This window comes from Rhizobium sp. AC44/96, assembly GCF_001692185.1.
GTDB lineage: Bacteria > Pseudomonadota > Alphaproteobacteria > Rhizobiales > Rhizobiaceae > Rhizobium.
On the sequence record NZ_LXKO01000041.1, the window covers coordinates 1 to 20,249 of the forward strand.

Here is a 20,249-nt window from a genome sequence, read left to right on the forward strand (position 1 = left end):
CCTCTAAGGTTCGAAAGGAAACATCACCATGGCCATTCTTCTTCTGGCTGACCACGACAATGCCAGCCTTTCCGACCAGACCGCCAAGACGCTGACGGCCGCTTCCAAGATCGCCAAGGAAAAGGGAAGCGATGTCACCGTTCTCGTCGCCGGCAAGGGTGCCAAGGCTGCCGCCGATGCCGCCGCCAAGCTCTCGGGTGTCTCCAAGGTACTGCTCGCCGAAAGCGACGAGCTTGCCAACAATCTGGCCGAGCCGCTGGCCGATCTGATCGTCTCACTGGCAGCCGGCTATGACACGATCATCGCCGCCGCCACCTCGACCGGCAAGAACGTGCTGCCGCGCGTGGCAGCGCTCCTCGACGTCGCGCAGATCTCGGAGATCATCGAGGTGGTCTCCGCAGATACCTTCAAGCGCCCGATCTATGCCGGCAATGCCATCCAGACGGTGCAGTCGACTGACGCGAAGAAGGTCATCACCGTGCGCACGGCTTCGTTTGCCGCAGCCACAGAAGGTGGCTCGGCTTCCGTCGAGGCGATCCCGGCTGTTTCCGATCCCGGTCTCTCGACCTTCATCAAGGATGCGCTATCGGCCTCCGACCGTCCGGAACTGACCTCTGCCAAGATCATCATCTCAGGTGGTCGTGCCCTCGGCTCTGCCGAGAAGTTCCAGGAGGTCATCCTGCCGGTGGCCGACAAGCTCGGTGCCGCCGTCGGTGCAAGCCGCGCCGCCGTCGATGCCGGCTATGCCCCGAACGACTGGCAGGTCGGGCAGACCGGCAAGGTGGTTGCCCCCGACCTCTACATCGCCTGCGGCATCTCGGGTGCGATCCAGCACCTTGCCGGCATGAAGGATTCGAAGGTCATCGTCGCCATCAACAAGGACGACGAGGCGCCGATCTTCCAGGTTGCCGACTATGGCCTCGTCGCCGATCTCTTCGACGTCCTGCCGGAATTGCAGAAGGCGCTATGATCGCGACGAACCTTGTTTTTCGCACTTGCGAATGACTGGAAAATTATCCTTTTAGGGTCTACTACTGCTGCCGGGCGATGTTTTGCCCGGCAGTTTTGTTAGAATAATGCGGCAGCGCGGGGGCGACCGCCGATCGGGGGTTTGGAGATGAGTTCGGTGTTGAAAACGATCGGTATTATCGGCGCAGGCCAGATGGGTTGCGGCATCGCGCAAGTTTCGGCGGACGCAGGCTACAAGGTCCACATCTACGACCTCTCCCAGGAACGCATCGAGCACGGCCTTGCCACGATCAACGGCAATCTCGCACGCCACGTCACCAGCGGCAAGATGACGGACGAGGAGCGCTCGGCCACACTCGCCCTGATTTCCGGCTCATCCGATATCAACGATCTCGCTGCCTCCGATCTGGTCATTGAAGCGGCAACGGAAGATGAGAGCGTCAAGCGCAAGATCTACGCGCAGGTCTGCCCGATCCTGAAGCCGGAAGCCATTCTCGCGACGAATACGTCGTCGCTCTCCATCACCCGCCTGGCATCGGCCACCGATCGCCCCGAGCGGTTCATGGGCATTCACTTCATGAATCCCGTGCCGGTGATGAAGCTCGTCGAACTCGTGCGCGGCATCGCCACCGAAGAAGGCACCTTCAGCAGCGCCAAGGCGTTCGTTGCCTCTTTGGAGAAGACGGTAACGGTCGCCGAAGACTTCCCTGCCTTCATCGTCAACCGCATCCTGCTGCCGATGATCAACGAGGCGATTTACACGCTCTATGAAGGCGTCGGCACCGTCGATGCGATCGACACCGCCATGAAACTAGGCGCCAATCACCCGATGGGCCCGCTCCAGCTTGCCGACTTCATCGGCCTCGACACCTGCCTGTCGATCATGCAGGTGCTGCATGACGGCCTGGCGGACAGCAAATACCGACCGTGCCCGCTGCTGGTGAAATACGTCGAAGCCGGCTGGCTCGGCCGCAAGTCCGGCCGCGGCTTCTACGACTATCGCGGCGAAGTGCCGGTACCGACGCGCTGAGGCGCGTTCTCCCGCTCTCTCAGCCCAGATCGTCTGCGGCGATATGCTGGACTTCGGTGATGCGCAGCAACGGAAGCTGCGCCAGCTCGTTGGCCTCCTTCACGCGCTCCGCCGACGGCGCATCGAAAAGACAGAAGGACTTGTCTTCCGACGGCACGAACGTGGAGCGCAGATAGCGCACAGGCTTGCCTTGTTGTGTCATCTCGGTCGTGACGGTTTTTGCGCGACCCGCGGCCGCGGCAAGTTGTTCAGGGGTAATTCCCGGCAAGTGTCTTTCAACCATATACTGTGGCATGATGACTTCCTCTTGCATCCAGCGAATTCAGCAGTTCTGATCGACCCAGACAGGCCCGTCACAAGATAGCGTTCTCCGGTGGTAAACGGAATGAATATCTATTTCGCTGCCATATTCACCGATTTGGTTCGGCAGTCCGTGGTTTGGAACAGGGTGTCGCGAGACACCGTTGCAAACATCATGGCCGAACATCGTTATCTCTCGCAGTCTCTGGCCAGCCAATACGGGCGACGGCACGAGAATTTTACAGGCGACGGGCACCTTTACCTGTTCGAGTCCGCCGATGCTGCCGTGCATTTTGCGCTGAAGCTGATTGCCTATTGGAAACAACGCCGCCGGTCGCTTGTGGGAGAGAAAATTGGACAGGATCTGCCCATCAGGGTGGGTTGTCATTTCGGCGAGTGTTCGCGCATGGCAGACGAAGACGCCTGGATCGGCCGGGCGATCAATATTGCCAAGCGTGTGGAATCCACAGCCGACCCTGACACGCTGTTCGTGACGCAAACGATTCTCGAACTGATCGACCTACCGATCTACGACTTCAGCGATGCCGGAGACCACGAACTGAAAGGCGACTTTCTGCCGCGGCGGCCGCTCTACCGCCTATCCTCGGTCGACCGGGCGGCACTTGCGGCGAGGCCAGAGGAGAAAATGACCGCTGAGGACTGGTTTCTCAGAGGCGTGGGCCTTGAGGGCGGGCAATGCATCAAATTCAACGAGGAACTGGAATGCTACCAGCACGCAATCCGGCTACGCTCCAATTACCCTGAAGCGCACAACAATCTGGGAATCCTCCTCAAAGCTGCCGGCGATACGGCAGCCGCAGCCCAGCATTACCAGGAGGCACTTCGCCTGTGGCCGCAATATCCGGAGGCCCACTACAACTACGCCATTCTTCTTGAACGGCTGGAGGACAAGTCGGGCGCGGCGGCTCACTACAGCGAAGCCATCCGACTGCGCCCGGACAATGTGGATGCACGCCTGAGATATGCAGGCTTCCTCGATACGAGGGGAGACTGGGCTGAGGCGAAGCACCACTATCGGGAAGCGCTACGACTACGGCCCGGCTTCGCCGAAGCCCACAACAATTATGCGATCTTTCTGGAAAAGCGCGGAGATCTCACCACCGCCGAGTCTCACTACTCTCAGGCACTGCAGCAGCGTCCAGACTATGCGGAAGCCCACTACAACTACGCCATGCTGCTCGAGCGCCTTGATCGGCCGAGAGCCGAGGAGCACTATCGGGCCGCGATCAGAGCCCAGCCCGGATACGCCGAAGCCCATAACAACCTAGCGGTACTTCTGCATGAGAGCGGCGAGCTGGCAACCGCCGAAGAACACTACCTGACCGCCCTTCGGCTACGACCGTCTGACCCGGAGACGAACTACAATCTGGCTCTGCTGGCGCAAGCGCGAGGTGACGATCACTCTGCGGAGCAGTATTTTCGTCGAGCCAGGGAATTGACCGCCGCCGGGTGAAGCCTAGGCCTTATATCCCGACAGCGCCCTTGATCAGCGCCTTCGCATCTTCGCTGTCCCAGGCCGCGGGCCCGTTCATCGCGGAGATCAGGCAACCCTTGCCATCAATCAGCAGCGTCACAGGAAGGCCAAACGCCAACCCTTCCTTTTTCAGGCTGTTGAAGACTTCGATCGTGTTGTCGCGATAGAGCTGCAGCGCGTCGACGCCGATTTCGCTGAGAAAGCCCTTCGGCTTCTCGTCGTCGCCGGTATCGATGTTGACAGGCACGACCTGGAATTTGTCGCTGCCCAACTCCTTCTCGAGTGCATTCAGCGCCGGCATCTCCTCGCGGCACGGCACGCACCATGTCGCCCAGAGATTGAAGAGCACGGTCTTTCCGGCGAAGTTGTCGAGCGTCATCGGCTTGCCGTCGGCGCCCTTGAAGGCAATTGTCGTAAGCTTCCTGTGCTGGTCGGGAGCAACCATGGCGGCCACCTGCCCCTTGAGTAGCGGCGCAATCCGGGTTGCGATTTCCTTCGTCGCCGCGCATTCGCCCGACGCTGTTTGCGTCCCGCCATTGCCAGACCCGGCTTCCCTGATGTAAACCGCTGCCGCACCGGCAATAATACCTGCGACGGCCGCGATCCCGATCAGCTTCAGGGATGGCAGGCGCAGGGGCGTTCTTGTCGTCATTTCATTCTCCGAGACACGCGTTCTTCAAGGCAGGCATCTTCATGGCCGACAGCACGGACACCAAATCCTCCAACCAGATGTGGGGCGGCCGTTTCGCCTCCGGTCCCGATGCGATCATGGAGGAGATAAATGCCTCGATCGGTTTCGACAAGAAGCTGTTTGCCCAGGACATCCGCGGCTCGATTGCCCATGCCACCATGCTTGCCCACCAAGGCATCATTTCGGCCGAGGATAAAGACAAGATCGTTCAAGGGCTAAACACGATCCTGTCAGAAATCGAGAGCGGCAATTTCGAATTCTCGCGCAAGCTCGAAGACATTCACATGAATGTCGAAGCCCGTCTCGCAACGCTGATCGGCCCGGCCGCCGGTCGTCTGCACACTGCCCGCTCGCGCAACGACCAGGTGGCGCTCGATTTCCGCCTTTGGGTCAAGGAAGAGCTGCAGAAGACGGAACGGATGCTGACGGATCTGATCGCCGCCTTCCTCGACCGTGCCGAAGAGCATGCCGAGACCGTCATGCCGGGCTTCACGCACCTGCAGACCGCCCAGCCCGTCACCTTCGGCCATCACTGCATGGCCTATGTCGAGATGTTCGGCCGCGACCGCTCGCGCGTGCGCCACGCCATCGAGCATCTGGACGAGAGCCCGATCGGCTCGGCAGCGCTCGCCGGCACCGGCTATCCGATCGACCGCCACATGACGGCCAAGGCCCTCGGCTTCCGCGAGCCGACCCGCAATTCGATCGACACCGTCTCGGACCGCGATTTCGCGATCGAATTCCTGGCGCTCGCCGCGATCTGCTCGATGCACCTGTCGCGTCTTGCCGAGGAGATCGTCATCTGGTCGACGCCGCAGTTCGGCTTCGTGCGCCTGTCGGATGCCTTCTCGACCGGCTCCTCGATCATGCCGCAGAAGAAAAACCCGGATGCCGCCGAGTTGGTGCGCGCCAAGACCGGCCGCATCAACGGCTCACTGATCGCGCTGCTGACGATCATGAAGGGCCTGCCGCTCGCCTATTCCAAGGACATGCAGGAAGACAAGGAACAGGTCTTCGACGCCGCCGAAAGCCTGGAACTGGCGATAGCAGCCATGACCGGCATGGTCCGCGACCTGACGATCAATACCGCCCGGATGAAGGCCGCCGCCGGCTCCGGCTATTCGACCGCGACCGACCTCGCCGACTGGCTCGTGCGTGAAGCAGGCCTTCCCTTCCGCGACGCCCACCATGTGACCGGTCGCGCCGTGGCGCTGGCCGAGAGCAAGGGTTGCGATCTTGCCGAGCTGCCGCTTGCCGATCTGCAGGCAATCAACGCTGCGATCACGGACAAGGTCTACGACGTCCTGACGGTCGAGGCGTCGGTTGCCAGCCGCAAGAGCTTCGGCGGCACGGCACCTTCGGAAGTGCGCAAGCAGATCGCCTACTGGCGCGCTCGCAACTGACCTCAACAATCAGGGTGCACAAGGTGGATAAACTTCGCTATGAAGGTGTCCACCCGTGCCGCTTCCCAAGAGGAATTCCATGCAGACCAGCTTGCCGCAGTTCATCCGCCTGACGGTTGTTTTCGCCGTGATCGGCCTTGCCGTTGCCGGATGCGGCCGCAAGGGGGATCTCGATCCGCCAAGCGCACAGGCAACGAAGGGTGGCGATTCGTCGAAACCGACGAAACAGCCCGGCACCGTAGATCGGCCCTTCATCCTCGATCCGCTTCTGTAACAGGCTACTCCAGTGAACCATTTCGAGTATCGCGACGGCATCCTCTACGCCGAGAACGTTCCCGTTCCCGAGATCGCCAAGGCTGTCGGCACACCTTTCTACGTCTATTCCACTGCGACGCTTGAGCGTCATTACAAGGTCTTCTCGCAAGCCTTCAGCGATGTGGACTCCATGGTCTGCTATGCCATGAAGGCGAATTCGAACCAGGCCGTACTGAAGACGCTGGGCAACCTTGGCGCAGGCATCGACGTGGTCTCCGAAGGCGAGCTTCGCCGCGCACTGGCCGCCGGCATCCCGGCCAACCGCATCATGTTCTCCGGCGTCGGCAAGACGCCGCATGAGATGGACTATGCGCTCGAAGCCGGCATCTACTGCTTCAACGTCGAATCCGAGCCGGAGCTCGAGATCCTCAATCAGCGCGCCATCAAGGCAGGCAAGAAGGCACCGGTTTCCTTCCGCATCAATCCCGATGTCGATGCCCGCACGCACGCCAAGATCTCGACCGGCAAGAAGGAAAACAAGTTCGGTATTTCCTGGGAACGCGCCCGCGCTGTCTACGCACGCGCAGCGAGCCTTGAGGGCATCGAAGCCACCGGCATCGACATGCATATCGGCAGCCAGATTACCGAGCTGCAACCCTTCGACGACGCCTTCAAGCTGCTGCGCGAGCTGGTCAGCACGCTGCGCGCCGATGGCCACGACATCCACCATGTCGATATCGGCGGCGGCCTCGGCATTCCCTACAAGGACGACAACAACCCGCCGCCGCTGCCCGACGCCTATGCAGCGATCGTCAAGAACCAGCTGCGCGAGCTGAACTGCAAGATCGTCATGGAGCCCGGCCGCCTGATCGTCGGCAATGCCGGTATCCTGGTGACCGAAGTGCTTTACGTGAAGGACGGCGGCGAAAAGACCTTCGTTATCGTCGACGGCGCCATGAACGACCTTATCCGCCCGACGCTCTACGAAGCCTATCACGAGATCCGCCCCGTCGTGATCTCCGCCGCCAATGCGCCGCGCATCAAGGCCGATGTCGTCGGCCCTGTCTGCGAGACCGGCGATTACCTGGCGCTCGACCGCGAAATGGCAATGCCGAAGTCGGGTGATCTCTTCGCCGTAAGCTCCGCCGGTGCCTATGGCGCGGTACAGGCCGGCACTTACAACAGCCGTTTGCTGGTGCCGGAAGTGCTGGTCAGGGGCAGCGAATTCCACGTGATTCGCCCGCGCAGGAACTACGAGGAACTCATCGCTCTCGATTCCGTGCCCGCCTGGCTCGACTAAGACGATCATCACTTTTTGGCGAATGCGGCGTGAAAAACAGCCATAACAGGCGGCACGCCCTCGCCTTCGCCACAAAGAATGCTATCCTTTTCCCGAGAGCGAATTGCCCCGCAATCGCCGGAAGCGCCCTCTGCCCCGTAAACGCCAGATCGCGGAGACCGGATTGAAGAAGAGCTCCAGCAGGGACAAGACTGGTGCATTTGCCCTAAGGCCGTCGTTGGCGCGGCTGGTTGCCGCAAAGCGTTTTCTGGCGCGTCTTGTCCTGCTCTCGGAACAGATCCTGCCTGCCGTGCTGCCGCTCTTGTCGGTCGCCGCCCTGTATCTGGCGGCGTCCTGGTTCGGCATCTTTCGCCTGACGCCCGATTGGGCGCGCCTGACGCTGGTCGGTATTTTCGCCCTTGCATGCCTCGTTGCACTCTTCCCGTTGCGCAAGCTGCATTGGCCGACTGCGGCAAGTGCCGACCGTCTGCTAGAAGTGCGGAATGGCTTGCACCACCAGCCGGTCACCGTTCAGGAAGATGAGCCTGCCTTCGACACCCCCTTCGCGCGCGCTCTGTGGCGCGAGCACCAGACGCGCATGGCGGAAAAGATTGCCACGCTCGACGCCGGTTTTCCGCAGCCGGACATTGCTGCCCACGACCGCTGGGCATTGCGCGCCGTGCCCGTGCTCCTCTTGTCCGTTGCGTTCGCCTACTCGCTCTCCAGCAGCGGCGGGTCGATCGCGGATGCATTTCTGCCGCGCCCCGAGGCGCCGGCGACCGATCCTGCCGTCCGTATCGACGCCTGGATCACGCCACCGGCCTATACCGGCCGCGCACCAATTTACCTGACGACCACAGGAACCGAACAAGCTGCAATCAGCATCCCGCAGCTCTCGAATCTCACCGTCCGCATCAGCGGTGGCAAGGCCGACGAGAAGGTCGTCTTCCAGCGGGAAGACGGGCGCACGATGGAGATCGCAGCCGAAGGCGACGCCAGGCCGCAAGCAACGCCGAATGAGGCAAAGCCCGAGGGTGCGCCGGCGCCGACCTTTGCCAGCACGCATCTGATGAAGATCGAGGAAAACGGATCGCTGCTCGTCAATGGCCGCAGCTGGACCTTCGACGTCATCCCCGACAAGGCACCCGAGATCGCGTTCAACGGAATGCCGAAGCAGACCGTCAACGGCGCGCTGGAAATCGGCTTTACCGTCAAGGATGACTACGGCGTTCAGGAAGCCCATGCCCAGATCCTGCCGGTTGAATCCGATCGGGCGGCAACCCCTCTGTACCCGCTTCCGGACTATCGCCTCGACGTTCCGCGGCGCAATTCGCGCGACGCCAAGGGCGTGACGAGCAAGAACCTGACCGAGCACCCCCTCGCCGGCAAGCGGGTGAGTATTACCTTGATTGCCAAGGATGCCGCCGGGCAGACAGGACGCAGCCCGCCATACGAAATGACGCTGCCGATGCGGCCCTTCAACGAACCGCTTGCCGCAGCCGTCGCCGAAGAGCGCCAGGTGTTTGCCCTCGATACCCGCAAGATGCCGGAGGCAATCGCGCTCAACGAGGCGCTGACGATCCGTCCTGAAGAAACCATTCCGAAGCTGACCAATTACCTGCTGCTGCAATCCGCGCTGACGCGCATGAAGCTGGCAAAGGGCGAGGAAGCGCTGAAGGACACCGCCGCCTACCTCTGGGACATCGCCATCGGCATGGAAGACGGAGACCTCTCCCAGGCAGAACGCAACCTGCGCAACGCCCAGCAGAATTTGGCCGATGCACTGCAGCGCAATGCGCCGGACGCCGAGATCAAGAAGCTCATGGACGAGCTGCGCAAGGCGATGCAGGACTACATGAAGGAGCTCGCCCAGCGCATGCAGAATGCGCCGACGCAGCCCAACCAGAGCGCCCAGAACATTCTTCGCCAGCAGGACCTCGAACGGATGATGGACCAGATCGAGAATCTGGCGCGTTCCGGCAACCGCGACGCAGCACAGCAGATGCTGTCGGAGCTGCAGCGGATGATGAACAACCTCCAGGCCGGCAGGCCGCAGCAGGGACAGCAGCAAGGGCGCGACAACAGCGAGATGCGCCAGCAGATGGACAAGCTTGGCCAGATCCTGCGCGACCAGCAGAAGCTGATGGAAGAAACCTTCAAGCTGGACCAGCAATTGAAGGATCGCATGCAGCGCGGCGATCCGGATATGGGAATGAACGATCCGCTCCTCAACGACATGCCGATGGACAATGACGGCCTGCCGGAGGACCAGCAGCAGGGCCAGCAGAACCAAAAAGGCCAGTCCCCCTCCGATCAGATGACGGAGGAGCAGTTGCGCGACGCGCTCAAGCAGCTGCAGTCACGTCAGGATCAACTCGGCAAGCAGCTCGGCGAACTGCAAAAGGGCCTCGGCGACATGGGCATGAAGCCCGGCTCCGGCTTTGGGCAGGCGCAGCGCGAGATGGAAGGTGCTGGACGCGAGCTTGGCCAGGGCCACGGCGAACCTGCCATCCAGGGGCAGGGACGCGCTCTTGAAGCCCTCCGTCAAGGCGCACGCGACATGATGAGCCAGATGATGCAGGCACAGCAGGGCCAGAACCAGGGTCAGGGGCCGCAGGGTCAGGTTGGTCGGGGAGACCAGAACGGTCGCGATCCGCTCGGACGGCCGCGCAGGGCCGACGGTCCTGATTTCGGCGACCAGGTCAAGGTGCCCGACGAGATCGATGTCCAGCGCGCCCGCGAGATCCTGGACGCGATCCGCGATAAGCTCGGCAACAATCCGCCGCAGGAGATGGAACGCCGCTATCTCGAGCGCCTGCTCGATATTCAGTAGGCATCTCAGTTTCGGTCGGCCACGCCATCACAACCGCGTGAAAATCCACAACCGAAGGCCGCGTGGTACCTATCTCTGCTACGGCGCGAAGAAACGCGCCGCTCGACAAGCGTAGAGGGTATTCCCATGAAGACGGAATGGAAGCTGATCGCAACCGCCGCTCTCGGCCTTGGCATCGCCTTGAGCACAGCGGATGCAATGGACATCACCGGATTTGGAACTACTCATAGCGGCGGCAGAAATATCGCCGCTGAAAACTACTCATCGAGCCGACCCCAAGCGGCCGCGCCCGACTACCTGACGACGGGAAGTATCTCCGGCGGCGAAATGAGACGTCCGGCTGATTGCCCGCCACCACCGAGACCGGGCTCCCTGCGCACGCAGGGCGGCAACAGTGGCGCCAGCCAGAACATGGCCTGCCCGGACTACCAGTGACTGCAGGATAAATCGCGCGCCACCGCTTTCTTCCCGGAAGGCGGTGGCTCTCGGGTCCGCCGCATTGACAAAGCTTGCAAGCGCATATAGCGCCAAGGATCGATTGAGAGACACTCTGCCTCCACACCCCAAGCTTCGCAAGGTTTCCGAAACAAGCGACTAGTGATAGCGACTCGATGCCAATTCTCTTCAAGACGACAATCGGTGAAAACGCGGCATTCGAATTGATCGGAAATGCCCTTGCGGGCCACGGCAACGACTACGACGGCTATATGAACGTTGTGGCCGACGAGGGAGAGCAGACGCTGACCTGGGCACCGGGCGCGCATCCTGAACAGTTCCAGGCAGAGATCACAGAAATCCTCCGCGCGACATGGGACATCAGCCGCTTCTGGATCATCTATGAGCGGCGGGATGACCGGCAGGATGCCACCGCGAACGAGATCCGCAATGCGGCGTTCAAACTGACGCGAGGCTATACCAGCGTGGTTGTCGTGACGCTCAGCTTGCTATCCAAGCATGATAGCGCCTCGGACATCGAACTGATCTTCGTCTGCTTTCAGCAGGACTTCCAGCGCAGGAATTTCCGGGTGCGCTACGAAGGAAAGTTCATCCCCGACCAGCCCTGAGGGCCGGCGGGGCAAATTCTGTCAGTTTTCGGTGGTCAGGCGGCCAAGGCGCGCGCCACGGCCTTGCGGATATCCGGCAAGGCAAAAGGCTTCGACACGACATCAACGATCTTTTCAGCAAGATCATCCGCCCGCTCGCGCTGTTCGGCATAGCCGGTCATCAGCAGGATCTTCAGGGCTGGGAAAGCCGACTTGGCCTGGTGTGCAAGCTCAATGCCGTCCATGACGGGCATCCGGATGTCGGAAAGCAGAAGGTCGTAGACGCCGTCTCTCAGCTTTTCCAGTCCCTCCGCACCGTCAGCGGCTTCTTCGGTCTCATGACCGTCAAGACGCAAAGCGCGGGCTACGAAAGAACGCAGGGAATCCTCGTCTTCCGTAATCAGAATTTTTGCCATGGTGTGCACTGCTCCGTTTCATGCCCTGCAACGGAAATCACACGACTTTCCTTTGCGATCGGTAAACGGCGGCAAGCGATGGACGGGATGGTTAACAACCCGTCTTGTTCCGGCACATTCAGGCGTCGCCGGTGACGACGCCGACAAAGGGAAGCTCGCGGAACGCGTAGGCGACGTCCATGCCGTAGCCGACCACGAAATAGTCCGGGCACTCGAAACCGACATAGTCGGCCTCCAGCTTTTCCTTGCGCTTCACGCTCTTGTCGAGCAGGACGGCGATCGTGACGTTGCGGGCGCCACGCTCATACAGCAGTTCCTTGGCAAACAGCAGCGTACGGCCGGATTCGAGAATGTCGTCGATCAAGAGAACGTCGCGGTCCTTCACATCGCTGTCGATGTCCTTGACGATCCGCACGCCTTGGGAAACCGTGCCTGTGCCATAGCTGGAAAGGGTGATGAACTCGACTTCAGGCGCCAGACCGCTGTCGTGCAAGGCACGGATCAGATCTGCCGCGAAAATGAAGGAGCCCTTGAGAACCGCGATGACCAGGAGATCCTTGGTGGGTCCCTGCGCGATCTGCTTTGCAATCGCGTGATTGCGCTCGGCAATCTGCTCGGCAGTGAAGAGGGGTTCGATGTTCTTTCCGCGCACGACGGGCATTAACGCTTGCTCCATGAAAACAAGCACAAGCCGTTACCACAAACAGCGCGGCGAAACACCCCTTACGGCATGAAGGAGAGGCGGACTTCCGGCATTTTTCCACCGGCATACTGCACTCTCGTGGAAAAACCGCGGCTCTGCCCTCCGTAGATGACATCAATCGGCGGGTTGATGATGACACTCGCGGTCAACTGATCGTCCGAGACGAGGTCGGCGCGGATCGGCCGCACGATTTGGGTGGTACCGCTCGCATTGTCGATGATGCCGTTGATCAGAAGCACGCGCATCCCGTTGGCATCGCGCTGAGTGGCAGTGACGTGCGTGAAATGCAGCGGCGTCCCGGCAATCGCGACATCCGGCTGGGAGAGGCTGGAGAACCCTCCTGAAAGGCTGAAGGCAAGAACCGACAGTGCAAGTACAAGCCCTGCAAAGCTCTTTGCGGATGCCTGCTGCAACCAGGACTCGCCGACGCGCAAGATCGACGACCCGAGACCGAGGCGGGGTGTGCTGCGTTGCCGGTTGTCATTGGTTCCGCGGGCGCGAGATTCCTGCGGCCGACCTGCTCCAATCACCACGAATTCGGCATCGGCGACATCGACGGAATGACTTTGACGCACTTCGCGTTTCGTTGGCTCCGGCGGCAGGAAATCGTAGACCCGGCTCGATGGCTGGCGTTTGAACGACGAGGATATCATGATGACGGCCTTTCCGGTGTCCACATGGTTTCGGGCCGGACGGGAAATCCGGCATTGAAACGAATCCTGCTCAGTCGTAAATTTTATTGGTTAATGCTTCGCAAAGATCGCCATCAAAGCGGCGCCTTTTCAGCGAAATTTACCGCTTGTTAACGGAGTTGGTTAACAAGTCCTGCGGTGACACAACAAAAGACTGAGCTGCCCGTTGATCCACTTCGAGAACGTCGGTTTGCGCTATGGAATGGGACCGGAAATTCTCCGGGATCTGACCTTCGACATCCCGAAGAAATCCTTCCAGTTCCTGACCGGCCCCTCCGGCGCCGGCAAGACGACGTTGCTCCGGCTTCTATTTCTGTCGCTGCAACCGACACGCGGCCTGATCCGCATGTTCGGACGTGACATTTCGGATATCCCGCGGCCGGAATTACCACTGCTGCGCCGCCGCGTCGGCATCATCTTCCAGGAGTTCCGTCTCCTGGACCACCTGACCACCTATGAGAACGTGGCCCTGCCGTTGCGGGTGCGCGGCAAGGATGAGAGCTCCTACAAGACGGATGTGCTCGAACTGTTGAAATGGGTCGGCCTTGGCGAACGGATCAACGTGCTGCCGCCCGTCCTGTCGGGCGGTGAAAAACAACGCGCCGCCATCGCCCGCGCACTGATCGACCGCCCGGAGATCCTGCTCGCGGACGAGCCCACCGCCAACGTCGATCCGCCGATGGCACGCCGCCTGCTCAATCTTTTCCTCGAATTGAACCGCCTCGGTACCGCCGTCGTGATCGCCACCCACGATCTGACGTTGATGGACCAAGTGGAAGCCCGCCGAATGATCCTGTCGGAAGGGCATCTCGATATCCATGACTGAGCCCACACCCCGCCCATCCGCACAGGCTGCAGGACAAGACCGGAAACGGCCCGAGCTGAAGGTGCGCCCGACGGCGGCAATTCTTCCGTCGGCCAACATCCAGGGCAATGCGCTGATGGTGGTGATCGCCATCATGGCCTTCCTGGCCTGCCTGACCCTTGGCGGCGTCAGCATGGTGCGCTCGACCGCTGCCAGCTGGGAAAGCCAGATCTCTCGTGAGATCACCATACAGATCAAGCCGGATGACGGGCTGGATATGGACAAGGCGCTGGCCCAGGCGCGCGAGATCGCGCTCACCTTCGTCGGCACCAAGGATGGCCAGATCGTCGATGAAGCCGCGACGGCGCGCCTGCTCGAGCCATGGCTCGGCGCCGGCCTTGATATCAAGGAACTTCCGGTTCCCCGCCTCGTCATCGTCACCATCGACGAAAGCAATCCGCCGGATTTCGAGGCGATGCGCTCGCTGCTAAAGGAAAGCATCCCGCAATCGTCTCTCGACGACCACCGCACCTGGGTCGATCGCCTCGTTTCGATGGCTCACACGACTGTATTGATCGGCACCGGCATCCTCTTGCTCGTCTTCTCCGCCATGGTCCTGACGGTCGTTTTCGCCACACGCGGGGCGCTGTCGGGCAATCGGCACATCGTCGAGGTCCTGCATTTCGTCGGCGCCGAAAGCTCGTTCGTAGCCACCGAATTCCAGAAGCATTTTCTCAAGATCAGCCTCAAGGGATCGGCCGTCGGCAGTGCGCTTGCTGCACTGTTCTTCCTCAGCGCCGGGTTCCTGCAGAGCCGGACGCTTGCGACACCGCAGACGGATCAGGCGACAGCTCTCTTCGGCACCTTCTCGGTCGGCGCACTGGGCTATGCCGGCATATTCGCCACGATGATCGTTATCGCCCTTCTCACCACCGTCACCGCCCGGCTGACCGTCATGCAGACGATCTACGAAATCGACACGTTGCGCTCCGATCCGACGCGCGCCGACGGGCTGACCAATTGAAACTTCCGATGCTCATTTTGCCATGAAAGCGTCTGTTCGCTGCCTCAATCTGGGTATATTTTTTGATTCATGAGCATGATCCGCATGTCGCGCAATATGATTCGCCCCAAAACGGAGCTTAATCGCTTCGGCAGCGAACCTGCGCGCCGCGGTCCAGTGCGCCGGACATTGCGCTGGGGCGGCTTCGCGGTCGTCATCATTGCCGCCATCATTTTCGGCGGATTCCTGCGCTTCGCCGACTCGGTCACGACCTTGAAACCGCCTGTGGAACCGCGTGCCGATGCAATCGTCGTTCTGACGGGCGGCTACCAGCGCATCGACCAGGCCGTGGAACTGCTTCAGAAAGGCGCCGGAAAGCGCCTTCTCATCTCAGGTGTTCATCCCACGACGACGAGCGCGCAGATCCGCAAGATGACCCAGGCGACGCCGGAGCTTTTCTCCTGCTGCGTTGACATTGGCTATGACGCACTCGACACCATCGGCAATGCCGAGGAAGCATCGAACTGGATCCACGCGAAAGGCTACAAGAGCGTTCTCGTCGTCACCAACAACTACCACATGCCGCGTAGCTTGGCCGAACTTGCCTATGTCGATCCCGAGACGCAGTTCATCCCCTACCCGGTCGTCAACACCGACCTGAAGACCAGCAACTGGTTCACCGACCCCAATGCCATGCGGGTGATGCTCGCGGAATACGGCAAGGTGCTTCTGGCGGGCGCACGAAATCTGACCGGCCTCGGCCGCCATCCGGGCCTGCGCTCGGCCACTCCTGCCGGACAAAGCTGATCACCGCTTTTTATGACGGCCAAATTCGTGTAGGAGGGCGCAACCGCCATCCGTGCGGACACTGGCCTCGGGAAATTTCATGATCGCCCTGCGTTCCGTTCTCTTCAACACGATCTTCTACGCCAATCTCATCATCCGGATGATCGTGCTATCGCCCTATTATTTCCTGGCACCCCGCAAGGCTGCCTATCAGATCCCCAAGAACTGGGCGCTATCGAACCACTGGCTGATGGAAAAGATCGTCGGGACCACCTTCGAGATCGAGGGCATGGAGAACCTGCCCGAAGGCGGCTACATCCTCGCCCCGAAGCATCAGTCCTTCTGGGACACCTACGCGCTGCTGCCCTGGCTGAAGGACCCGGTCTATATCCTCAAGCGCGAGCTGATGTGGATCCCGCTGTTCGGCTGGTACGCGAAGAAGCAGCGCATGATCCCGATCAACCGCGGCGCGCGCGGCAAGGTGATGGTCGAGGCCATGAAGCGGACGAAGGAAGAGCTCGCGACCGGTCGCCAGCTGATCATCTATCCTGAAGGCACGCGCCGCCCGCCGGGCGCCGAACCGGTCTACAAATACGGCATCGCCCGCATGTATCGCGACCTCCAGCTGCCGGTCGTGCCCGTAGCCATGCAGCCTGGCCTGTTCTGGCCGCGCCGGAGCACCATGCGCTATCCCGGCCACTTCAAGGTCAGGATCTTGCCGCCGATCCATCCGGGCATGGATCCTGACGAATTCTTCGCCCATCTGATCGATGTGACGGAACGAGCAAGCGACGAACTGCTGATTGACGCCGCCGAGCGCAATCCCGAGCTGCCGCTGCCGCCCACAGCCGTGGAACGGCTGGCGGAACTACGCAAGGCCAGCGCCGCAACGGCCTGAGATCAGGCCGCCCGCAACCGCTCGACTTCGCCGACCACCTGCTCCAGCCAGTGGTCCCGAATGCCCATTTCCTCGAGATGCGCCAGTGTGTTGAACACATAGGCATCGTTTGGACCTGACTGGCCCTGAGCCTCGTGAACGATCCGCGCAGCGGCATGCGCATCAAGCGCACCGCCATACTGCACGTGCTTGCGATCGACGATGTAGGCGACAGCCTTGACGCTACGCCCACCCTCAAGCTGAAGCGTCACGTTGCGTTCGAGATAAACGTTGGTCACGAGCTCGCGCGCGCGCAGATACTCGATGACATCGTCCCACTGATCGCCGCCGATGCGGAACGCCATGCCGCGGCATGAACCGCCCCGGTCGAGCCCCAGCACTAGGCCGGGATTTTGCTGCGTTCCCCGATGCACCCAGGAGCGGACGCAAAGCGACCGGCGGTAGCCGTAAACAAGCGCTTGAGACCGCTCAACAAACTCGAAGCCCGGATTCCACATGAGCGATCCGTAGCCAAACACCCAAAATTCGTCCATATCGCACGCCAGACCGAGATTCCCATTCGCGATTCACCATTGGAGAACATCATGTCAGCGTCAAGCCAAACCCGCAGCGGCAGGAAATTCTGGTTGCTGGGTGGCGGCATCGTCCTGGTGATCGCCATCTACGCCGGTGGCTGGTTCTACGCTGCCTCGGAGCTCAAGAACACCGTCCTGAAAGCGATAGCGCCCCGCGATGCCGCCGGCGTGACCGGCGAATGCGCGGACATCGATTTCCGAGGCTTCCCCTTCCGTATTGGCATGTTCTGCTCGAAGGTCGATGTTGACGACAACGTCAACGGCGTTTCGGCAAGCTTCGGCGCGCTCCGCTCGGCAGCCCAGGTCTATGCGCCTGGCCATATCGTCTGGGAGCTCGATTCGCCGGCGGAAATCCGCAACACTCATGGCCTGTCCGTCAACGCGCAATGGGAAAGCTTGCAGTCGAGCCTAGTCACGAAGTTCAAGGGCATTGACCGCTCCTCCACCGTCATAGAGGGCCTGAAGGCCACGGCCATCTCCTCCGAAACCGGCCAGACGATCAACTTCAATGCCGCGCACACGGAAATTCACCTCCGCCAGAACGGCGCTGATCTCGACGCCGCCATTTCGGTGACGGATTCCAAGACTGAAATCAAGGACTGGCCGCAGGTCTTTCCCCAGCTCTCGGCGAGCGCCGACGTTACGCTGGTCGACAAGGCGGGCATGATCGACGGCAGTGACCGGCAGGGCCTTCGCGGCGCAAGCGGTGAATTGCGCAAGGCCGTGGCCGACATCGGCGACGGCAAGGTCATGACACTGAGCGGACCCTTCTCCTTCGACGAGAACGGCTATCTCTCGGGCAAGTTCAAGCTGGAGATCGAGCGCCTTGGCCCCTGGCGCGACAGCGTCAAGAAGACCTTCCCGGACTTTGCCAAGACCGTCGATACCGCAGCCAAGCTGCTGAAGGCCCTGGCAGGCGGCGGCGACAAGGTTTCCGTCGACCTCGTCGTCGCACGTGGCAACGCCACCGTGAGCGGTTTCATCCCGCTCGGTGCGATCCCGCCGATCTGAAGATCAGGGTTTCTTGTCGAGCGGGTGCGGACGTCCGAAGTCCGGCGCATCGACATCCTGGCCAGCCTGGATGATCGAACGACGTACGGCGCGGGTGCGGGTAAAGAGATCGAAGATCTTGTCGCCCTCACTCCAGCGGATCGCACGCTGCAGGTAGGCCAGATCCTCGGAAAACCGCGCCAGCATCTCAAGGATCGCATCCTTGTTGTGCAGGCAGACGTCGCGCCACATGGTCGGATCCGATGCCGCAAGACGCGTGAAGTCGCGAAAGCCCGAAGCGGAATACTTGATCACTTCTGATTCCGTCACCGTCTCCAGATCGTCCGCCGTGCCGACGATGTTATAGGCGATGAGATGCGGCAGGTGAGAAACGATCGCCAGCACCTTGTCATGGTGCTCCGGGTCCATCTCGTCCACCTTGGAACCAAGCGTCTCCCAGAAATGGCGCAGCGTCTTCAGGGCCGTTTCGTCGGTTCCGGCAAGCGGCGTGAAGATACACCAGCGACCTTCGAACAAGCCGGGAAAGCCGGCGTCCGGTCCTGACTTTTCCGTCCCGGCCAGCGGATGGCCGGGAATGAAATGGACATTCTCGGGCATATGCGGCGCCATCTGCGCGATGACGGAGGCTTTCGTCGAACCGACATCGGTCACGATTGCGCCCGGCTTCAGGCTGCTCGCGATTTCCTTTGCAACGCTTTCGGACGCCCCGACGGGCACCGACACGATGATCAGATCCGCGTCCTTGACTGCCTCGGCAGACGACGTCGTATAGCGATCGCCGAGCTGCAGCTCTTCCGCCCGCTTCAGCGTATCCGCGCTCCGCGTGGCAATGACCACTTCCTTTGCGAGGCCGAGCCGCTTGATGTCGTGAGCAAGCGACGAACCGATCAGACCGATCCCGATCAGCGCAATGCGATCAAACTGAGCCGTCATGCCTTGCGTCCCATAAACTCGCCGAGCGCCTCGATGACCCCGCGGTTCGCCTCTTCCGGACCCACACTCATACGCAGCGAATTGGCAAAGCCGTAGCCCCTGACGGCGCGCAGGATATAGCCGCGACTCGTGAGGAATTCATCGGCCTCCGCAGCGCGCTTGCCGTCAACGTCGGGGAAATGGATGAGCACGAAATTGGTGACCGATGGCGTGATCTTGAGGCCGATTGCCTCGAACGCCCCCGTCAGCTTCTCGATCCACATCTGGTTGAACGCAACGGCTTCCTGCACGAAGGCCTGGTCGCGGATAGCGGCGGCCCCCGCGGAAATCGCGGCCGAGTTCATGTTGAATGGTCCGCGCACGCGGTTGAGCGCATCGATGATCTCGGCGGGCGCATACATCCAGCCGACGCGAAGCGCCGCAAGTCCATAGGCCTTGGAGAAGGTGCGGGTCATCACGACGTTGGGATTGGACGAGACGATCTCGATGCCGGCCTCGTAATCGTTGCGGCGAACATACTCGGCATAGGCCGCGTCGAGAACCAGCACGACGCTCTTCGGCAGCTCGGCCTGCAGGCGACGAATCTCGCTGACCGGCACGTAGGTCCCTGTCGGATTGCCTGGATTGGCGATAAACACCATCTTGGTCTTCGGCGTCACGGCAGCCAGGATCGCGTCGACATCGACTGTCGCGTCCTTTTCCTTGACAGTAACCGGCGTCGCGCCCGCGCCCATGATCTGGATCTTGTAGACGAGAAACCCGTGCTCGGTAATGATCGCCTCGTCGCCGGCGCCCAGATAGACGTGGCAGAGCAGGCCGAGCAACTCGTCCGAGCCGTTGCCGCACATGATATTAGCCGGGTTAAGACCATGAACGCCGGCGATCGCCTCACGCAGTTCAATCGCCTGACCATCAGGATAGCGCTCGAGGCTGTCGGCTGCGGCACGGAACGCCTCGATCGCCTTCGGGCTCGCGCCGAGCGGCGTTTCGTTGGAGGAGAGCTTATAGACGCGGGCGACGCCCGGCGCATGTTCCTTGCCCGGTACATAAGCTGCGATATCAAGAATACCGGGACGCGGAACAGGCTTGCTCATCTCTACGCTCATGGGTTCAACCTTGGAAAAGGCCG

General features: G+C 61.2%; 22 protein-coding genes. 14 read left to right on the forward strand and 8 right to left on the reverse strand.

The annotated features are described in order from the left end of the window. Positions 1 to 28: 28 nt before the first annotated feature. Positions 29 to 970, forward strand: a complete 942-nt coding sequence (locus A6U87_RS26880; RefSeq protein WP_065694385.1) for an electron transfer flavoprotein subunit alpha/FixB family protein — start codon at positions 29 to 31, stop codon at positions 968 to 970. A gap of 147 nt (positions 971 to 1,117) precedes the next feature. Further along, on the forward strand, positions 1,118 to 1,999 hold the full coding sequence (locus A6U87_RS26885; protein ID WP_065694386.1) for a 3-hydroxybutyryl-CoA dehydrogenase: 882 nt from the start codon (positions 1,118 to 1,120) through the stop codon (positions 1,997 to 1,999). Positions 2,000 to 2,018: 19 nt separating this feature from the next. Here the strand turns inward: A6U87_RS26885 and A6U87_RS26890 are convergent, their stop codons facing one another. Beyond that, positions 2,019 to 2,294: a DUF4242 domain-containing protein gene (locus A6U87_RS26890; protein ID WP_065694591.1), complete on the reverse strand. Its 276-nt coding sequence runs from the start codon at positions 2,292 to 2,294 to the stop codon at positions 2,019 to 2,021. 90 nt (positions 2,295 to 2,384) lie between these two features. Between A6U87_RS26890 and A6U87_RS26895 the strand changes: the two genes are divergently transcribed. Next, the gene (locus A6U87_RS26895; protein ID WP_065694387.1) at positions 2,385 to 3,773 is read left to right on the forward strand and encodes a tetratricopeptide repeat protein; all 1,389 of its coding nucleotides are present in this window, start codon (positions 2,385 to 2,387) and stop codon (positions 3,771 to 3,773) included. 10 nt (positions 3,774 to 3,783) lie between these two features. Here A6U87_RS26895 and A6U87_RS26900 read toward each other — a convergent pair whose 3' ends face one another. Beyond that, positions 3,784 to 4,446 (reverse strand): TlpA disulfide reductase family protein, encoded by a 663-nt coding sequence (locus A6U87_RS26900; protein WP_065694388.1) that lies wholly within the window; start codon positions 4,444 to 4,446, stop codon positions 3,784 to 3,786. A 41-nt stretch (positions 4,447 to 4,487) separates the two neighbouring features. Here A6U87_RS26900 and argH point away from each other — a divergent pair, with 41 nt between their 5' ends. The 6 genes from argH (at position 4,488) to A6U87_RS26930 (ending at position 11,319) form a co-directional block, all read left to right on the forward strand. Beyond that, entirely contained in the window at positions 4,488 to 5,888 is a 1,401-nt protein-coding gene (gene argH / locus A6U87_RS26905; RefSeq protein WP_065694389.1) for an argininosuccinate lyase, read from the forward strand. 79 nt (positions 5,889 to 5,967) lie between these two features. Then, complete coding sequence (locus A6U87_RS26910; protein ID WP_065694390.1) at positions 5,968 to 6,162, forward strand: lipoprotein; 195 nt, start codon at positions 5,968 to 5,970, stop codon at positions 6,160 to 6,162. A 12-nt stretch (positions 6,163 to 6,174) separates the two neighbouring features. Continuing rightward, the gene (gene lysA / locus A6U87_RS26915) at positions 6,175 to 7,443 is read left to right on the forward strand and encodes a diaminopimelate decarboxylase (RefSeq protein WP_065694391.1); all 1,269 of its coding nucleotides are present in this window, start codon (positions 6,175 to 6,177) and stop codon (positions 7,441 to 7,443) included. 163 nt (positions 7,444 to 7,606) lie between these two features. Continuing rightward, on the forward strand, positions 7,607 to 10,255 hold the full coding sequence (locus tag A6U87_RS26920) for a TIGR02302 family protein (RefSeq protein WP_065694392.1): 2,649 nt from the start codon (positions 7,607 to 7,609) through the stop codon (positions 10,253 to 10,255). A 126-nt stretch (positions 10,256 to 10,381) separates the two neighbouring features. Then, a complete protein-coding gene (locus A6U87_RS26925) occupies positions 10,382 to 10,690 on the forward strand; it encodes a hypothetical protein (RefSeq protein ID WP_065694393.1) in 309 nt (102 codons plus the stop codon). 176 nt (positions 10,691 to 10,866) lie between these two features. Continuing rightward, entirely contained in the window at positions 10,867 to 11,319 is a 453-nt protein-coding gene (locus A6U87_RS26930) for a hypothetical protein (RefSeq protein ID WP_065694394.1), read from the forward strand. Positions 11,320 to 11,354: 35 nt separating this feature from the next. Here the strand turns inward: A6U87_RS26930 and A6U87_RS26935 are convergent, their stop codons facing one another. From A6U87_RS26935 to A6U87_RS26945, 3 genes are all read right to left on the reverse strand, one after another. Then, complete coding sequence (locus tag A6U87_RS26935; RefSeq protein ID WP_007789408.1) at positions 11,355 to 11,714, reverse strand: response regulator; 360 nt, start codon at positions 11,712 to 11,714, stop codon at positions 11,355 to 11,357. Positions 11,715 to 11,832: 118 nt separating this feature from the next. Further along, positions 11,833 to 12,375 (reverse strand): hypoxanthine phosphoribosyltransferase, encoded by a 543-nt coding sequence (gene hpt / locus A6U87_RS26940; RefSeq protein ID WP_065694395.1) that lies wholly within the window; start codon positions 12,373 to 12,375, stop codon positions 11,833 to 11,835. A 62-nt stretch (positions 12,376 to 12,437) separates the two neighbouring features. Further along, the gene (locus tag A6U87_RS26945; protein WP_244499577.1) at positions 12,438 to 13,094 is read right to left on the reverse strand and encodes a hypothetical protein; all 657 of its coding nucleotides are present in this window, start codon (positions 13,092 to 13,094) and stop codon (positions 12,438 to 12,440) included. A gap of 181 nt (positions 13,095 to 13,275) precedes the next feature. Here A6U87_RS26945 and ftsE point away from each other — a divergent pair, with 181 nt between their 5' ends. The 4 genes from ftsE to A6U87_RS26965 all read left to right on the forward strand — a co-directional run bounded on the left by ftsE (position 13,276) and on the right by A6U87_RS26965 (position 16,601). Next, a complete protein-coding gene (gene ftsE / locus A6U87_RS26950; RefSeq protein ID WP_065694396.1) occupies positions 13,276 to 13,935 on the forward strand; it encodes a cell division ATP-binding protein FtsE in 660 nt (219 codons plus the stop codon). Continuing rightward, on the forward strand, positions 13,928 to 14,938 hold the full coding sequence (locus A6U87_RS26955; RefSeq protein ID WP_065694397.1) for an ABC transporter permease: 1,011 nt from the start codon (positions 13,928 to 13,930) through the stop codon (positions 14,936 to 14,938). Before ftsE ends, A6U87_RS26955 begins: the two co-directional genes overlap by 8 nt. 84 nt (positions 14,939 to 15,022) lie before the next feature. After that, on the forward strand, positions 15,023 to 15,724 hold the full coding sequence (locus A6U87_RS26960; RefSeq protein WP_244499578.1) for a YdcF family protein: 702 nt from the start codon (positions 15,023 to 15,025) through the stop codon (positions 15,722 to 15,724). Positions 15,725 to 15,803: 79 nt separating this feature from the next. Continuing rightward, positions 15,804 to 16,601 carry a 1-acyl-sn-glycerol-3-phosphate acyltransferase gene (locus tag A6U87_RS26965; protein ID WP_065694399.1) on the forward strand — a complete coding sequence of 266 codons (798 nt, stop codon included), beginning with the start codon at positions 15,804 to 15,806 and terminating at the stop codon, positions 16,599 to 16,601. 2 nt (positions 16,602 to 16,603) lie between these two features. On the opposite strand, the gene A6U87_RS26970 is transcribed toward A6U87_RS26965, so the two are convergent. After that, positions 16,604 to 17,134, reverse strand: a complete 531-nt coding sequence (locus tag A6U87_RS26970) for a gamma-glutamylcyclotransferase (RefSeq protein WP_065694400.1) — start codon at positions 17,132 to 17,134, stop codon at positions 16,604 to 16,606. A gap of 51 nt (positions 17,135 to 17,185) precedes the next feature. Here A6U87_RS26970 and A6U87_RS26975 point away from each other — a divergent pair, with 51 nt between their 5' ends. Further along, positions 17,186 to 18,187, forward strand: coding sequence for a DUF2125 domain-containing protein (locus tag A6U87_RS26975; RefSeq protein WP_065694401.1), 1,002 nt, complete (start codon positions 17,186 to 17,188; stop codon positions 18,185 to 18,187). A gap of 3 nt (positions 18,188 to 18,190) precedes the next feature. Here A6U87_RS26975 and A6U87_RS26980 read toward each other — a convergent pair whose 3' ends face one another. Both A6U87_RS26980 and hisC read right to left on the reverse strand, forming a co-directional pair. Beyond that, positions 18,191 to 19,120 carry a prephenate/arogenate dehydrogenase family protein gene (locus A6U87_RS26980; protein ID WP_065694402.1) on the reverse strand — a complete coding sequence of 310 codons (930 nt, stop codon included), beginning with the start codon at positions 19,118 to 19,120 and terminating at the stop codon, positions 18,191 to 18,193. Further along, positions 19,117 to 20,226: a histidinol-phosphate transaminase gene (gene hisC / locus A6U87_RS26985; protein WP_065694593.1), complete on the reverse strand. Its 1,110-nt coding sequence runs from the start codon at positions 20,224 to 20,226 to the stop codon at positions 19,117 to 19,119. The genes A6U87_RS26980 and hisC overlap by 4 nt, the downstream gene beginning before the upstream one ends. Positions 20,227 to 20,249: the final 23 nt, after the last annotated feature.

What these genes read in the sequence shown, in the direction of transcription:
- A6U87_RS26880 (WP_065694385.1), top strand. Translation starts at nt 29, where the DNA reads ATGGCCATTCTTCTTCTGGCTGACCACGACAATGCCAGCCTTTCCGAC.
- A6U87_RS26885 (WP_065694386.1), top strand. Translation starts at nt 1,118, where the DNA reads ATGAGTTCGGTGTTGAAAACGATCGGTATTATCGGCGCAGGCCAGATG.
- A6U87_RS26890 (WP_065694591.1), bottom strand. Translation starts at nt 2,294, where the DNA reads ATGCCACAGTATATGGTTGAAAGACACTTGCCGGGAATTACCCCTGAA.
- A6U87_RS26895 (WP_065694387.1), top strand. Translation starts at nt 2,385, where the DNA reads ATGAATATCTATTTCGCTGCCATATTCACCGATTTGGTTCGGCAGTCC.
- A6U87_RS26900 (WP_065694388.1), bottom strand. Translation starts at nt 4,446, where the DNA reads ATGACGACAAGAACGCCCCTGCGCCTGCCATCCCTGAAGCTGATCGGG.
- argH (WP_065694389.1), top strand. Translation starts at nt 4,488, where the DNA reads ATGGCCGACAGCACGGACACCAAATCCTCCAACCAGATGTGGGGCGGC.
- A6U87_RS26910 (WP_065694390.1), top strand. Translation starts at nt 5,968, where the DNA reads ATGCAGACCAGCTTGCCGCAGTTCATCCGCCTGACGGTTGTTTTCGCC.
- A6U87_RS26925 (WP_065694393.1), top strand. Translation starts at nt 10,382, where the DNA reads ATGAAGACGGAATGGAAGCTGATCGCAACCGCCGCTCTCGGCCTTGGC.
- A6U87_RS26930 (WP_065694394.1), top strand. Translation starts at nt 10,867, where the DNA reads ATGCCAATTCTCTTCAAGACGACAATCGGTGAAAACGCGGCATTCGAA.
- A6U87_RS26935 (WP_007789408.1), bottom strand. Translation starts at nt 11,714, where the DNA reads ATGGCAAAAATTCTGATTACGGAAGACGAGGATTCCCTGCGTTCTTTC.
- hpt (WP_065694395.1), bottom strand. Translation starts at nt 12,375, where the DNA reads ATGCCCGTCGTGCGCGGAAAGAACATCGAACCCCTCTTCACTGCCGAG.
- A6U87_RS26955 (WP_065694397.1), top strand. Translation starts at nt 13,928, where the DNA reads ATGACTGAGCCCACACCCCGCCCATCCGCACAGGCTGCAGGACAAGAC.
- A6U87_RS26960 (WP_244499578.1), top strand. Translation starts at nt 15,023, where the DNA reads ATGTCGCGCAATATGATTCGCCCCAAAACGGAGCTTAATCGCTTCGGC.
- A6U87_RS26965 (WP_065694399.1), top strand. Translation starts at nt 15,804, where the DNA reads ATGATCGCCCTGCGTTCCGTTCTCTTCAACACGATCTTCTACGCCAAT.
- A6U87_RS26970 (WP_065694400.1), bottom strand. Translation starts at nt 17,134, where the DNA reads ATGGACGAATTTTGGGTGTTTGGCTACGGATCGCTCATGTGGAATCCG.
- A6U87_RS26975 (WP_065694401.1), top strand. Translation starts at nt 17,186, where the DNA reads ATGTCAGCGTCAAGCCAAACCCGCAGCGGCAGGAAATTCTGGTTGCTG.
- A6U87_RS26980 (WP_065694402.1), bottom strand. Translation starts at nt 19,120, where the DNA reads ATGACGGCTCAGTTTGATCGCATTGCGCTGATCGGGATCGGTCTGATC.
- hisC (WP_065694593.1), bottom strand. Translation starts at nt 20,226, where the DNA reads ATGAGCGTAGAGATGAGCAAGCCTGTTCCGCGTCCCGGTATTCTTGAT.